Annotated in this window: 12 protein-coding genes; 9 read left to right on the top strand and 3 right to left on the bottom strand. The window is 45.1% G+C overall.

What is annotated here, in order from left to right:
* Nucleotides 1-3: 3 nt before the first annotated feature.
* From AC1MBV_RS13260 to AC1MBV_RS13250, 3 genes are all read right to left on the bottom strand, one after another.
* On the bottom strand, nt 4-999 hold the full coding sequence (locus tag AC1MBV_RS13260; protein WP_255745890.1) for an aldo/keto reductase: 996 nt from the start codon (nt 997-999) through the stop codon (nt 4-6).
* Nucleotides 1,000-1,140: 141 nt separating this feature from the next.
* Nucleotides 1,141-2,364: a cation:proton antiporter gene (locus tag AC1MBV_RS13255; protein ID WP_480948467.1), complete on the bottom strand. Its 1,224-nt coding sequence runs from the start codon at nt 2,362-2,364 to the stop codon at nt 1,141-1,143.
* A complete protein-coding gene (locus AC1MBV_RS13250; RefSeq protein WP_255745886.1) occupies nt 2,365-2,865 on the bottom strand; it encodes a cation:proton antiporter regulatory subunit in 501 nt (166 codons plus the stop codon).
* Nucleotides 2,866-3,592: 727 nt separating this feature from the next.
* Between AC1MBV_RS13250 and AC1MBV_RS13245 the strand changes: the two genes are divergently transcribed.
* The 9 genes from AC1MBV_RS13245 to AC1MBV_RS13205 all read left to right on the top strand — a co-directional run bounded on the left by AC1MBV_RS13245 (nt 3,593) and on the right by AC1MBV_RS13205 (nt 14,929).
* A complete protein-coding gene (locus AC1MBV_RS13245) occupies nt 3,593-4,162 on the top strand; it encodes a glycerol-3-phosphate responsive antiterminator (RefSeq protein WP_255745884.1) in 570 nt (189 codons plus the stop codon).
* Nucleotides 4,163-4,415: 253 nt separating this feature from the next.
* Nucleotides 4,416-5,258 carry an MIP/aquaporin family protein gene (locus AC1MBV_RS13240; protein ID WP_255745883.1) on the top strand — a complete coding sequence of 281 codons (843 nt, stop codon included), beginning with the start codon at nt 4,416-4,418 and terminating at the stop codon, nt 5,256-5,258.
* A 99-nt stretch (nt 5,259-5,357) separates the two neighbouring features.
* Nucleotides 5,358-6,848 carry a glycerol kinase GlpK gene (glpK, locus tag AC1MBV_RS13235; RefSeq protein WP_480948466.1) on the top strand — a complete coding sequence of 497 codons (1,491 nt, stop codon included), beginning with the start codon at nt 5,358-5,360 and terminating at the stop codon, nt 6,846-6,848.
* Between the two features lie 181 nt (nt 6,849-7,029).
* Complete coding sequence (locus tag AC1MBV_RS13230; RefSeq protein ID WP_255745880.1) at nt 7,030-8,724, top strand: glycerol-3-phosphate dehydrogenase/oxidase; 1,695 nt, start codon at nt 7,030-7,032, stop codon at nt 8,722-8,724.
* Between the two features lie 207 nt (nt 8,725-8,931).
* Nucleotides 8,932-9,282 carry a metal-sensitive transcriptional regulator gene (locus AC1MBV_RS13225; protein WP_255745878.1) on the top strand — a complete coding sequence of 117 codons (351 nt, stop codon included), beginning with the start codon at nt 8,932-8,934 and terminating at the stop codon, nt 9,280-9,282.
* A gap of 3 nt (nt 9,283-9,285) precedes the next feature.
* Nucleotides 9,286-11,697: a heavy metal translocating P-type ATPase gene (locus AC1MBV_RS13220; RefSeq protein WP_480948465.1), complete on the top strand. Its 2,412-nt coding sequence runs from the start codon at nt 9,286-9,288 to the stop codon at nt 11,695-11,697.
* A 34-nt stretch (nt 11,698-11,731) separates the two neighbouring features.
* A complete protein-coding gene (gene copZ / locus AC1MBV_RS13215) occupies nt 11,732-11,941 on the top strand; it encodes a copper chaperone CopZ (protein ID WP_255745876.1) in 210 nt (69 codons plus the stop codon).
* A gap of 235 nt (nt 11,942-12,176) precedes the next feature.
* Nucleotides 12,177-13,607, top strand: coding sequence for a glycolate oxidase subunit GlcD (gene glcD, locus AC1MBV_RS13210; protein WP_255745874.1), 1,431 nt, complete (start codon nt 12,177-12,179; stop codon nt 13,605-13,607).
* On the top strand, nt 13,604-14,929 hold the full coding sequence (locus AC1MBV_RS13205; protein ID WP_255745872.1) for a (Fe-S)-binding protein: 1,326 nt from the start codon (nt 13,604-13,606) through the stop codon (nt 14,927-14,929). The genes glcD and AC1MBV_RS13205 overlap by 4 nt, the downstream gene beginning before the upstream one ends.
* Nucleotides 14,930-14,949: the final 20 nt, after the last annotated feature.

The following is a 14,949-nucleotide window of genomic DNA, read 5'->3' as shown; positions in this document are numbered from 1 at the left end:
TAATTATATTTGATCACGAACAGGTGGTGCCATGAACTCAGTTCCAATTGGTTTCGGTATATGATGTTGCAGAATCTCGTCAATGTCTGTTAAGGTTTGCTGGTCCAAATGAAATCCGTCTATTTCGGAAACATCAGTGATTTGCTCCGGATGCCGCGCCCCCCAGAGTGCAATTCCATTCTCCGTTTGATCAAGGATCCAGCGTACAGCTAAGGCGCGAACTGATTTGCCAAAACGTTCCTTAGCCAGTTGCGCAAGCTCGTGAACCGCTTCAAGATAATGTGCGAAGTGCGGTGCCTGAAACTTAGGATCGGATAAACGCAGATCGTCACCGGTAAACTTACGTTCCAGACTCATCTTGCCGCCGAGGAGACCTCGGCAGAGACTTCCGTAACACAGCGGAACCATGTTATTTACTTTTGCGAATGGCAAGAGGTCGTGCTCAATATCGCGCTCAAACAAATTATAGGGCGGCTGAACAGCGTGAATCGGTGCAACGGTCATAAACGTTTTCATTTGCTCAACGGTAAAATTGCTGACCCCAATGGCTCTTATTTTTCCTTGCTTGTACAACTCTCCCAGTGCTTCAGCGGTTTCCTCGATAGGTACTAGCGGGTCGGGCCAATGGATTTGATAAAGATCAATATAATCAGTTTGAAGACGTTTAAGTGAGTCATCAATTTCTTTCATAATTCTTTTCTCAGAGCCATTTCGAAATACGTTTGTCCCAACCCAGTCCAAGCATACCTTTGTTGCCAATACCACATTTTCACGTTTGCCGTGTTCATGCAATGCCTCGCCAACAACAGTCTCAGCATGTCCCTGTCCATACGCCGGGGCGGTATCAATCGTATTTATACCACGATCAAGCGCCTGATGAATCGTGCGTATGGACTCTTGATCATCAGAACCTCCCCACATCCATCCGCCAATTGCCCATGTCCCAAGAGCGATTCGTGTTGGATTAATGGCTAATCCTTGAATATGTGTCACTTCCACAAAGTATCGCCTCGTATTCTTTTTTAGTACTGGTCTCTTTAATTATAAGAAACAGCAAGAAAGAAGCAAAAGATTTTGATTTGCAAAAGCAGAGCGAACCTTTAGTTGAACCAGAACCTACCATTCATTATTGAGCCTAATTCAATCATTTTGATTTTTTTTGACCATCTGTTTAGGTGCCGACCATCGAAATAGCTTGTTCATTATTGTGTAGATCCGTTTTGATTCTTTAGTCATAATTGGTCCCATTATTGCAAGGATCAATACATACAAAGCAGAGAACGGCTGCAGAATCGGCATGAGTGAGCCGGCGATCCCAAGATTCGCCATAATGATGGAAAATTCGCCGCGTGAAACGATCGTCAAGCCGATATTCGTGGATGCTTTATACGAAAGTCCGGCGAGCTTCCCTGCAACAAGGCCGGCTACAAAATTTCCAATAATGGTGATCAGAACTGCTCCAAGGGTCATCCAAACCGCTCCCCCAAGCTTTGTCGGATCGATGCTGAGACCGAAACTGAAGAAAAAGATAGCGCCGAAAAAATTACGGAATGGAATGACGAGATGTTCCATCCGTTCGGCTTGATCGGTTTCCGAGTAAACGAGTCCCAGCAGAAGCGCTCCGATTGCTTCCGCTACATGAATGGTTTCTGAAAATCCTGCAACGAAAAACAATGAGGCAAAAATCACAATGATAAAAATTTCATCAGATGTAATTTTGAGAAGCTTGTTGAGCAGCGGTGCTGCCTTTCGTGCAATGATGAAAAACAGCAGCATGTAGCCGAGCGAAAGTAAAATAGAGAGCAGGGTGCCCATCAAGGATTGTGACTTGCCAAGCACAAGTCCGGAGACCGCTGACAAATAAACGGCAAGGAAAATATCTTCGAACATGATGATGCCGAGAATTAATTCCGTTTCCGAATTACCTGTTCTACGCAGATCAACCAAGACCTTTGCAACAATTGCGCTGGAAGATACGGTGATTATTCCGGCAATAATCAAAGTTTCTTTTAGAGGAAAACCGAGCAGAATTGGATAAAGAAGTCCAAGCGTCAAGTTGATTCCAATATACACAGACCCTCCGACAAGTATCGACTTTCCGGAACGAATCAGTTTGCTGGTCGAAAATTCCAATCCGAGGTAGAAAAGGAGAAACAGGATACCGATACGTCCGAGAAATTCAATAAGCTCCGCACTATGAATAAATTTCAAATTGATAACCCAAAAATGCGGTGCGTGCGGTCCGACGATCATACCGGCAAGGATGAGGAATGGAATAATGGAAAAGTTGAGCCTGTTTGCGATCAATGCCGCAATCGCAACAAGAACAAGAGCGGTACCGACTTCAAAGACTAAATGATCCATTTATTCCTCCTTTCCTCGAGTGAACAGTTCCTTGTACGCGCGTTTTAAATCAACACGTTCGCCCGATACAACAATGGTGTCTCCGGCACGAAACTCTGAGTCCACACCGGGATTTAATTGCTTGGTCTGATCTTTTCGGATGATCCCGATCACGTTAATTTTGTAATTATGTCGCATGCCAACTCCGCCAATCGTTTTTCCTATAATCGGCGCGTCAGCGGTGACTTTAAACCATTCGATAATCAAGTCACTTAAAGCAACCTCAACATTTTCCATTGCTTTTGGCTTATACGCCATGCCGCCAATAATTGAGGCAAACTGGCGAGCCTCTGAGTCCGTAAAGCTGACTGACGAAATACATTCATCCGGGTCAGATGCATCATAATGGTAAACATCTCTTCGTCCGTCATCGTGAAGGACGACAACAACACGCTCATCTTGATCCGTTGTCAGGACAAACTTTTTTCCGATTCCTGGAAGATCTGTTTCTTTAATGTTCATTTATTCGCTCCTCTTGCAATGTAGTTGGTTCCACTCTTCAGTGTGTCCAAGTAGCTGAACAACTAAAAAAGAAACCATTAAAAAACGTTCAATTCAGCAAGCGCTTAATTTAATTGTATCGAAACGAACACCTAATGGTCAATCTTCAGGCTTTTTCAAAAACTATTAAATTAGCAAAAAATAATGAAAAACGCCATTTTTCATTACGAATAACTTGTTTTAATCATGAAATTGATTCCATGAAAGGTTAAAATATGTAAAACATGCTTTTGCACGGATTATGAAATCAGGTTATGATTATTTTTGCAGAGAGAAGTCAGGCGCAACGGGGCTTGCTTAGGGAAGAATGTAAGCATTCATGTCGATTCATTGTCAGTCGCGCGCTTACAAATAAGTTAACGCTGTCTTTGTTTATAAAACAAATGATCCGTTAAGAGGACAAGATCTGATCTTAGTCTACAAACGATCGCACTGACAGTATTCGTTATGAACAGGCTTGTTTTCCGGACATCACAGGGTTTGAGTACAGTCCCAACGTGTGGCTGCTCCCTGCACCATGCAATCTAACCAATTCATGAATTGGCAGCTTTTTCCCATTCCCCCAACCTCCTCACAATCCGCAAAAAGCAGCAAATGCTGCTTTTTTGCGTGCTGTAAAAATGGAAGATTAGTATGGAGTGTACATAGGGAGCTATGGCGCGGAACTGCGATCAAGGAGAGGATTATTTTGGCACTTGAAGGTCAATTAGTAGTACCGGCGGCAAATAACATGAAAAGTTTTGAAAAATTATTGAGTCTCCCTTTTCGTCAGATCATTGTTTTGGACAGTCATATATCATTAATCAGCACAATGGTTCGGATGGGGAAACAGGCAAACAAGCAACTATTTGTTCACGCAGATTTAATTCAAGGGTTAAAAAATGATTTGGCGGCAGCTGAATTCGTCTGTCAACAGATTCGTCCCTACGGCATCATTTCAACACGGAGTAATATGCTCGAAATGGGGAAAAAACGTGGATTGATTACAATCCAGCGCATGTTTCTGCTTGATTCGCGTTCCATGGAGACCGGTTATCGTCTGTTCGAACACGTTAAGCCGGACATGGTAGAACTGTTGCCGGGCATCATTCCAGAATTAATCCACGAAGTCATTCAGAAGGTGCACGTGCCTGTCATTGCCGGCGGGCTGATCCGCACGGCTCAAGATGCACAGAGAGCATTTAAAGCGGGAGCTGCGGCGATTTCAACCTCAAGATCAGAACTGTGGCATTCCACGGAAATCAACAAAATACATTAATTGAATTATCATTTCACCAAGATAATTGTGAACAAAATTTATATTTTTTGTGACAATTTATTGACAGCGCTTACATTTGTGATTACCATAGAGCTATCAAGTTAATGTAAAGCCACGGATATGAGATTGGATCATCCACGCAGGAACGCGGGGTTACGTTTGCCCGTAATTGCTTGTCGTGGATTTTTATTGTCTTATGGTGGCGGAAATCGTAACTTTTGACTTGAATTTCAGCTAAAAGGTGGTCGTTGGCATGTCCGGTTTTCTTGGCGAGTTAATTGGCACGATGATCTTAATTATTCTCGGGGACGGTGTCTGTGCAGGTGTCAATCTGACGAAATCTTATGCAAAAAATTCCGGGTGGATTGTCATCACATTCGGGTGGGGGCTTGCTGTTGCCATCGGCGCTTACTCGGTCGGTCAATTCAGCGGCGCACATTTGAATCCTGCACTGACACTTGGACTTGCGGCAATTGGCGAATTCCCATGGAAGGAAGTGCCTGTGTATATCAGCGCTCAGATGATCGGAGGTTTTCTCGGGGCATGTGTTGTTTATTTGCACTATTTGCCCCATTGGGGAGGAACGAAGGATCCGGCAGTTAAACTCGGAGTTTTTTGCACGGGTCCGGCAATCAGACAAAGTTGGGCAAACCTGCTTAGCGAAATCATCGGTACGTTTCTTCTTGTTGTCGCCATTCTATCGATTGGTGCGAATCAATTTGCGCATGGTTTGAATCCATTAATTGTTGGATTTCTGATTGTGGTTATTGGCATGGCACTTGGAGGCACGACCGGTTATGCTATTAATCCTGCCAGAGACTTTGCTCCGCGGCTTGCTCACGCGCTTCTTCCGATTCAAGGGAAAGGCGGATCAAATTGGGGATACGCATGGATACCGATTGTTGGGCCAGTAATCGGCGGTGTTTTCGGCGCGTTATTCTATCAAGCCTTCTTTCTTGGACATCAAACTCTTGCCTTTTGGATCGGTGCAGCTATCATCCTCGTCGTCATTGCCGGTTCGCTGATCGCTGAGAAGCGCCATCGACTGCTTAATTCGAATGAGATAATTAATACTTCATTAGAAAATAATTTCTAATGTTTATCATGATGGACCAACATTTAGCGGATAGATTTGCGACACATGACGGCCCATTAACAGAGAAGAATGATTAACAATTGAGAGGGGATTTCATTCATGGGAAAATATATTTTGGCACTTGATGAGGGAACAACGAGTGTACGTTCAATGATTTTTGACGAGCAGGCAAGGGTCGTGCAAGTAGCACAAAAGGAGTTTACTCAATTTTTTCCGCAGCCGGGCTGGGTTGAGCAGGATGCGAACGAAATCTGGGGATCCATTTTGTCGGTGATTGCTGATTCACTGCTTACAGGAGAAATTGACGCAAAGGATATTGCCGGAATCGGAATTACTAATCAACGCGAGACAACGGTCATTTGGGATCGCCACACCGGCCACCCGATTTATCATGCAATTGTTTGGCAGTCGAGACAAACTGCAGATATATGCCGAGCCCTTAAAGAAGCCGGTTATGAAGACACCTTCCGTAATAAGACAGGACTCGTCCTCGATCCGTATTTTGCCGGAACTAAGGTCAAATGGATTCTGGATCATGTGGAAGGTGCACGCGAAAAGGCAGAAAAAGGTGATCTTCTGTTTGGAACGATTGATACCTGGCTTGTTTGGAAGCTGTCAGGAGGAAAGGTCCACGTCACAGACTACTCAAATGCTTCGCGAACGCTCATGTATAACATTTATGATTTGAAATGGGATGAAGAACTGCTCGATCTATTAGATATACCGAAATCAATGCTGCCGGAAGTTAGATCGTCTTCAGAGGTCTATGCAAAAACAATTGACTATCACTTTTTTGGTCAGGAGGTGCCGATTGCCGGGATCGCGGGTGACCAGCAGTCTGCGCTATTCGGTCAGGCATGCTACGAAACAGGAATGGTAAAGAATACGTACGGAACCGGCTGCTTCATGCTGATGAATACCGGTGAGCAGGCGGTACGCTCGAAAAGCGGCTTGCTGACAACCATTGCTTGGGGCATCAACGGTAAGATTACCTATGCACTTGAAGGAAGCGTTTTTGTTGCTGGCTCTGCTATTCAGTGGTTGCGTGACGGGCTACGTATGTTTCGTTATTCACAGGAAAGCGAAGAATATGCACGTCGTGTAGAATCAACGGACGGGATGTATTTTGTGCCGGCTTTCGTCGGGCTAGGCACACCATACTGGGATTCTGATGTTCGTGGAGCAGCTTTTGGGATTACGCGTGGCACGACCAAGGAACACTTTATTCGTGCGACGCTTGAATCACTGGCTTATCGAACGAAGGATGTACTGGACGCGATGAAAGAGGATTCCGGAATTGATCTGAAGAAGCTTCGTGTCGATGGCGGTGCGTCAATGAATAATTTTCTCATGCAGTTCCAAAGCGACATTCTCGGTGTTGAAGTGGAGCGGCCGACGAGCAGTGAAACAACAGCACTTGGCGCTGCATACCTTGCCGGACTCGCCGTCGGGATTTGGAAAAATGAATCTGAGCTTTCAGATGCCTGGAAAGTAGGCAAAAAGTTTGCTGTCAAGATGCAAGAAGTCAATCGGCATGATTTATACAATGGGTGGAAAAAAGCAGTAAACGCCGCGCGAGCATTCAAATAATTTTTGAGTACTGCATAATAAAAGTTAATAACAGGTCATGAAAAGGGCATAAGACCACAGTACACAGCCGAAGCATTAGTCGTGTTCAGATGATTTGGAGGTGTATTTGTGGTCTTTTCAATTACTTATAGCTCATCGGATTCATTGTGAGATAAAAAATTATAATTGGAGGGAATATAAAATGAAGTTATCATCATTTAACAGAAATGAAATCCTGGATCAAATGGCTGGTGAAGTTCTGGATCTGTTCATTATCGGCGGGGGGATTACAGGTGCAGGTATTGCGCTTGACGCAACGGTTCGCGGTTTAAAAGTAGGCTTAACCGATATGCAGGACTTTGCCGGCGGAACGTCCAGCCGTTCAACGAAGCTCGTGCACGGCGGACTGCGCTATTTAAAACAGTTTGAGGTAAAGATTGTTGCTGAAGTAGGAAAAGAACGGGCAATCGTTTATGAGAACGCCCCCCATGTGACTGCTCCGGAAAAGATGATGCTGCCAATCTATAAAAATGGGACATTCGGACGCTTTTCCACATCACTTGGTCTGAAGGTTTATGATTTTCTAGCCGGAGTGAAACGCGAAGAACGCCGCGTCATGCTCAGCCGTAATGAAACGTTGAAGAAAGAACCGCTTTTGAAAAAAGAGGGGTTAAAAGGGAGTGGCTACTATGTGGAATACCGTACCGATGACGCACGGCTGACGATTGAGACAATGAAGGAAGCATCAGAGCGCGGCGCGCTTGCCGTTAACTATGCGAAAGTAGAAAAGTTAATCTATGATCATGATAAGAAGCTGATCGGAGTTCGTATCGTTGATCAACTGACGAAGAAAGATTACCGCATTTTTGCAAAGAAAATCGTTAATGCGGCGGGTCCATGGGTGGATACCATTCGTGAACAGGATCATTCCAAGCAGGGCAAGCACCTGCATTTGACAAAAGGTGTTCATATCGTTATTGACGGCAAACGTTTTCCAATGAAACAGTCCGTGTATTTCGATACAACCAATGGCGATAAACGGATGATTTTTGTCATCCCTCGAGAAGGCAAAGTTTATGCGGGAACGACCGATACAACTTACTCACGTTGGCCAATTGATCCGAAACCAACAGCCGAGGATCGCGATTATATTCTTGCCGCCATTAACGGCATGTTCCCTTCCGTACATCTCACTGCAGACGATGTGGAATCCAGTTGGGCAGGGGTTCGCCCATTGATCCAGGAAGAGGGAAAGTCACCTTCGGAAATTTCGAGAAAAGACGAAATTTTTATTTCAGATTCAGGATTGATTTCGATTGCGGGAGGCAAATTGACCGGCTACCGTAAGATGGCTGAACGCGTGGTTGATGAAGTAACCAGCCAGCTACATCGCGAAAACGGAACAATTTATCCACAATGCCAGACCACTCATGTTGCGTTGTCCGGTGGTCATTTCGGCGGAGGCGCACACTACAAAAAGTATGCACAGGAACAAACAAAGAACGGAATCACCCTTGGTTTGACCGAACGAGAAGCAGAGAGACTTGCGAAAAAATACGGCACGAACATTGATACGATCTTTGATTATATACGGTCAAATCGGGATGCCGCCCTGCAATACGGAGTGAGTCCCGCACTTTTGGCAACGGTTCAATATGCGCTGCAATATGAAATGATCCTGTCACCCGTGGATTATTTCACAAGACGTTCCGGCATGACCCTATTTTCTATTAAAATGGCACAACAATTAGCCCAACCGATTATTAATTTTATGTCAGATCAGCTTAACTGGTCGGATGAACAAAAAAATGCGTATGCTCAAGAACTTAATAAATCTTTTAATGAAGCATCACAATATAATGTAACTGCTGATGGTTCCGAAACGAAGATCGTTTGAAGAATAAAAACACATGACAAAGGCGTCTCAAATCCTTTTGAATTTGAGGCGTCTTTTTACATAATGATTTGGCCGTTTAATACTCGAACATACATGACAACAGTTTGTTCGCTTTGAAGAAGTTAGCGAGTCAGATTGCCATTGCTCGGATTAATTTCTTGATTAAATACCCCCTAAGGGTATAATGGATTTTGGAGGGGATCTTTCATGGAAGAATATAAGAAACACTGTACATGCGCGGATGATTCCTTGAAACATGCAAACCATTCAGAAGAACGCGTACCGCTTGTTCCAAGAACCTCCGACGAGAAACGCAAGATTGCCAATCGACTGAAACGTGTGGAAGGGCAGGTACGCGGCATCGAAAAGATGGTAGAAGACGATCGGTATTGTGTCGACATTCTCATCCAACTTTCCGCAGTACAGGCTGCTCTGCAAAAAATCGGTTTTTCAATACTTGAGCGCCACACGAAATCATGTGTCGCCAAGGCTATTGAAGAAGGGCATGGCGATGAACAGATCAATGAATTGTTAAAAGTATTGAAGCATTTTAAATAAGTCATGTCGGAAGAAAGGGGAGACAGCGATGAAGAAAGTAGCACATATAGGAATTACGGTATGACATGTGCCGCCTGCGCCAACAGGATCGAGCGTGGTCTGAACCGGATGAACGGCGTTGCTGCAAATGTGAATTTAGCATTGGAGAAGGCGAAAGTTGATTATGATGATCAACAGATCAAACCGGTCGAAATCGCTGAGAAAATTGAGAAGCTTGGTTACGGGGTTGCGAGCGAGCGTGTTGATCTGGCGATTACGGGTATGACGTGTGCGGCTTGCGCAGCACGTATTGAGAAAGGCTTGAAACGTCTGCCGGGCATTATTTCTGCTGCGGTAAACCTGGCAACGGAATCCGCCACTGTTTACTATCAGCCCGGTTTTATTGAGCCTGAGAATATGTTTGAGAAGATTCGCAAGCTTGGTTATAAAGCGGTATTAAAACAAGAGGTTGAAAATGATGGGAAAGCTAAAGAAATACGAAGGAAAAGAAATCGGCTGATCTTGTCTTCGGTCTTGTCCTTGCCTTTGCTCTTGACGATGGTGAGCCACCTTCCGTTTTATCACGGACCGTTTCCGATGCTGTTTATGAATCCATGGACTCAATTTGTGCTTGCAAGTATCGTCCAATTTTACATTGGCTGGCCGTTTTATAACGGAGGAGCACGCGCGTTATTGAATCGAAGTGCGAATATGGATGTACTCGTTGTACTTGGAACCAGTGCCGCCTATTTTTACAGCGTTGTTCAGACGTTCCGCTATCAATTTGCGGGACTGCATCATCCGCAGCTCTACTTTGAGACAAGCGCTGTCCTTATAACGTTGGTACTGCTTGGCAAATACATGGAGACGCTCGCGAAGCGGCAGACGACTGCGGCGATTACGGAGCTGATGGATCTGCAGGCTAAGGATGCTGCGAAAATTGTGGACGGTGCGGAAGAACGTGTGCCAATTGATCAGGTTAAAAGCGGAGATTTGCTTCGCGTTCGACCGGGTGAAAAGATTCCGGTTGACGGAGTCCTTGTTGACGGAGAATCCGCGGTTGACGAATCAATGATTACCGGTGAATCTCTGCCAATCATGAAACGTTCCGGTGATCAATTAATCGGTGCTACAGTGAATACAACCGGTTCATTTGTCATGAAAGCTGAAAAAGTCGGCAAGGACACGGCACTTGCAGGAATCGTACGCATTGTCGAGGAGGCCCAGGGCTCTAAAGCACCGATTCAGCGGCTGGCCGACAATATTTCCGGTATTTTCGTACCGATTGTTCTGGTCATTGCCTTATTTGTTTTCGTTGTATGGATCGCTGCCATTCAGCCCGGTCAATGGGATACTGCACTGGCAGCTGCGATCAGTGTGCTTGTGATTGCTTGCCCGTGTGCTTTGGGACTTGCAACGCCAACGTCCATTATGGTCGGTACCGGAAAAGCTGCAGAACAGGGCATTCTTTTTAAGGGTGGCGAATATTTGGAAACCACGCAAAATTTGCAGTCTGTAATCTTTGATAAGACAGGAACGATCACAAAAGGAAAACCAGAGGTAACCGATGTTGTTCTTTTCGGTGACTTAGAAAAAGAAGACGTACTTATGCTTGCTGCAGCGGCCGAGAAAACAAGCGAGCATCCTTTGGCCAATGCAGTTGTCGCCGCTTATCAAAGTGAACAATGGCCGGTCGTAACTCATTTTGAGGCACATACCGGATCCGGAGTCACTGCGTCAGCAGATGGCAAGTCGGTCGTAATTGGTACACGTCGTTTGATGAATCAAAATAAAATTGAGTATCACCAAGCTTTGGATGACACACTTCGATTAGAGTCGGACGGTAAGACAGTTATGTTCGTTGCAGTTGACGGAAAACTACAAGCATTGGTTGCTGTTGCAGATACCATTAAGGAATCATCAGTCTCGGCTATTCAAGGACTGAAGGCGCGCGGATTAAGCGTTTATATGGTTACCGGCGATAATCAGCGAACGGCTGAAGCGATCGCAAAGAAGGTTGGAATTGATCACGTATTCGCTGAAGTACTTCCCGAGGATAAGGCAAAAAAAGTGCGTGAACTGCAAAAACAAGGACTGCGTGTGGCAATGGTTGGCGACGGAATAAATGACGCACCTGCTCTTGCTTTAGCTGATATCGGCATGGCGATCGGGAGCGGTACGGATGTTGCCATTGAGGCAGCAGACATTACTTTGGTCGGCGGCGAATTGACTCACGTAGCAAAAGCGCTGGATCTGAGCAAGAAGACGATGCGCAATATCAGACAAAACCTATTCTGGGCGCTTTTCTACAATACAATCGGCATTCCGGTTGCCGCGCTCGGTCTGCTTGCTCCCTGGGTTGCCGGAGCAGCGATGGCGTTCAGTTCTGTATCAGTCGTGTCGAACAGCCTGCGCTTGAAACGGGTGAAAATCTGATTTGATACTTACTTTTTAAGGAGGTGAATACAGAATGGCAGAACGTGTATTGGAAGTTAAAGGAATGAGCTGTGGTCACTGTAAAATGGCAGTAACCGGTGCATTGAAGCAGCTCGATGGTGTTTCTGCAGTAGACGTAGATTTGACAAGCGGAAAAGTAGATGTCACTTATGACGAGGCAAAAGTCGGGTTCACGGAAATGAAAGATGCTGTTGAAGACCAGGGCTACGATGTTGCAAAATAATGTCATTTGGTGCATAAACTTCGAGAGATTACTTAATCAATAATTGAATAGCTGTATTAGCCAAAGACGGTTCGAAAGTTCAAATATGAATTTTCAAACTGTCTTTTTTTTCAGTACAAAGGCTGTGGCATAATTTTAAATGCTAATAATAGAATAATGTCCATTAAATAATTATAATAGATAATAAGAAAGCGTTTACTTTTTTGGACTGTGATTAATAGATCGGGGGTCGAAGATGACGTCAAAGCTAGAAAAGAAACTCAACAAATTAAAGGAACAGCTGATGGAAATTACGGGCAGTGAAAATGTGGATGATTCGACGAGCGGGAGACTGGTCTATTCTTATGATGCAACGCCTAATTTTCAAGCGCTTCCGGATTTTGTTGTTTCTCCGCGCACAGCTGAAGAAATTGCAGAGATTCTGAAACTCTGCAGTGAGACGTCGACACCCGTGTATACGCGTGGATCCGGGACGAATCTATGTGCCGATACCTGTCCGTTAAAAGGCGGAGTCGTCCTGCTCATGAAGTATCTGAATAACATTCTTGAACTTGATAAAGAAAATTTAACGATTACCGTTCAGCCGGGTACAATTACGAAAACGATATCCGATCTCGTCGAAAAAGAAGATCTTTTTTATCCGCCAGATCCGAGTTCAATGAAGATTTCGACGATTGGCGGTAACCTTGCAGAAAATTCCGGCGGACTGCGCGGCTTGAAGTACGGCGTTACAAAGGATTATGTCATGGCGCTCCAAGTTGCGCTTCCGAACGGAGAATTGATTCGCACGGGCGGTAAGCTGACCAAGGATGTAGCAGGCTATGATTTGACGCATCTGTTTGTCGGATCAGAAGGAACGCTGGGTGTCATCACGGAAGCAACGCTAAAATTGATTCCGAAGCCGGAGTCGCAAAAGACAATTCTGGCCTTGTATCAAGATATTGAAGCTGCCGGGCGATCTGTTTCAGCCATTATATCGAACAAGATGATTCCGGTGACTTTGGAATTTCTTGACCAGGATACCATTCGAGCTGTGGAGGAATTTGCTCACATTGGACTGCCGACGAATGTTAAAGCGATTTTACTTATTGTGCAAGACGGTCCAAAGGAAATTGTAGATCGTGATATTCATAAAATAGCAGAAATCTGCCGAGAAGAGCAAGCAGTCGATGTCCGGCTTGCTACTTCTGATGAAGAGGCGGAAGAGCTTGCGACGGCACGGCGTTCGGCATTAAGTGCACTTGCCCGATTAAAGCCGACAACAATTCTGGAGGATGCTACGGTTCCACGATCTGAGATCGCTGCAATGGTGCGTGCAATTACTGAAGTTGCTCAAAAGTATAGGGTGCGTATTTCAACATTCGGCCATGCCGGTGATGGAAATCTTCATCCGACTTGTCTTACCGATGCCCGAGATGAGGAAGAAATGAAGCGAGTGGAGGAGGCTTTTGCGGAGATCTTTGAGCGTGCAATTGAGCTGGGCGGAACCTTAACCGGCGAACATGGTGTTGGCGCGACCAAGGCTCCTTATTTGGAATGGAAACTTGGAAAAGCTGGTCTTGACGTGATGCGCGGAATCAAACAATCGATTGATCCTCAAGGAATCATGAATCCCGGGAAAGTATTCGCGGAAACGGGAAAGGAAAGGATGGTGACGGTCAAATGATGACACCGGCAGAAAAACAGCGGATTCAAAAGGAATTTAAAGAAGAAATGGACTACGATGAATTGCTGAATTGTATGCGTTGCGGTTTTTGTCTGCCTTCGTGCCCAACCTATATCGAAACGGGGCATCAAGAGAAGCATTCGCCTCGAGGACGAATCGCCTTGATGAAAGGCGTAACCGATGGCATTATCGAACCGGACGATGATTTTGCTCATTCGCTTGATTTGTGTTTAGGCTGCCGAGCCTGTGAACCTGTGTGTCCGTCGGGCGTGCAGTACGGACATCTTCTTGAGGATGCAAGGGCAATTCTTCAGCGTAATAAAAAACAAACCGTACGTGTCAAAATGATCCGTAAAGGTGTTTTCGAGCAGCTTTTTCCGCGACAGGATCGAATGGAGAAAGTGACCGGATTAATTGGTTTTTATCAGCGCAGCGGTTTGTCCAAGGTGGCTCGAAAAGTCGGATTTATGAATTTGTTCCCGGAGAGCATGGCTACCATGGAAAAGGTTTTGCCGGAAGTTCCGAGACGAAGCGAGATGAAACAGCGCCCACGTTACTTTGAACATGAAGGTGAGAAGAAGGCGACGGTTGCTCTGTTTGCCGGCTGTCTTATGGATACCATGTTTTTTGACACCAACAATGCGACTATAAAACTGCTTCGTAAAGCGGGATGCGATGTTGAGATTCCTGAAAATCAATTATGCTGCGGTGCACTTCATGGACATAATGGCGAACTGGAAAAATCGAAAGAGATGGCAAAACGAAATATTGAAGCCTTTGAGGCTGCAGAAGCAGATTATATTATTACCAATGCCGGAGGATGCAGCGCGTTTCTGATTGAATACGACCATTTGCTTAAAAACGAGCCGGAGTGGGCGGATCGGGCAAAGCATTTTGTTGCTAAGTTAAAGGATATTTCTGCTCTATTGGTTGACTTGGATTTTCAGAAAACACATCGTCTGCGTCTACCGGAACAAATCATTACGTATCAGGATTCTTGTCATCTGCGTAATGTAATGAAAACTTTCGATGAACCCAGAATTCTTCTTAACGCGATCGAAGGTGCGCAATTCGTAGAAATGGAAGGTGCTGATACGTGTTGCGGATCGGCAGGAGATTATAACATTGTGCAGCCGGATATGGCCATACAGATTCTCGACCACAAGATGGAGAAGGTTGCTGGTACACATGCTCAAACGATTGTGACAGCCAATCCCGGATGTCTTCTGGAAATGAAGCTTGGAGTTGAACGTGCTCATAGAACCGGCGAAGTGCGCGCCATGCACATTGCCGATATTCTGGTCGAAGCACTTGCTGATTAATGATCATCATAAGAAATTGG

The organism is Sporolactobacillus sp. PKPK-6 (genome assembly GCF_056678885.1).
Note: the sequence above shows the minus strand (reverse complement) of the source record. Positions and strands in the feature narration are given on the sequence as shown.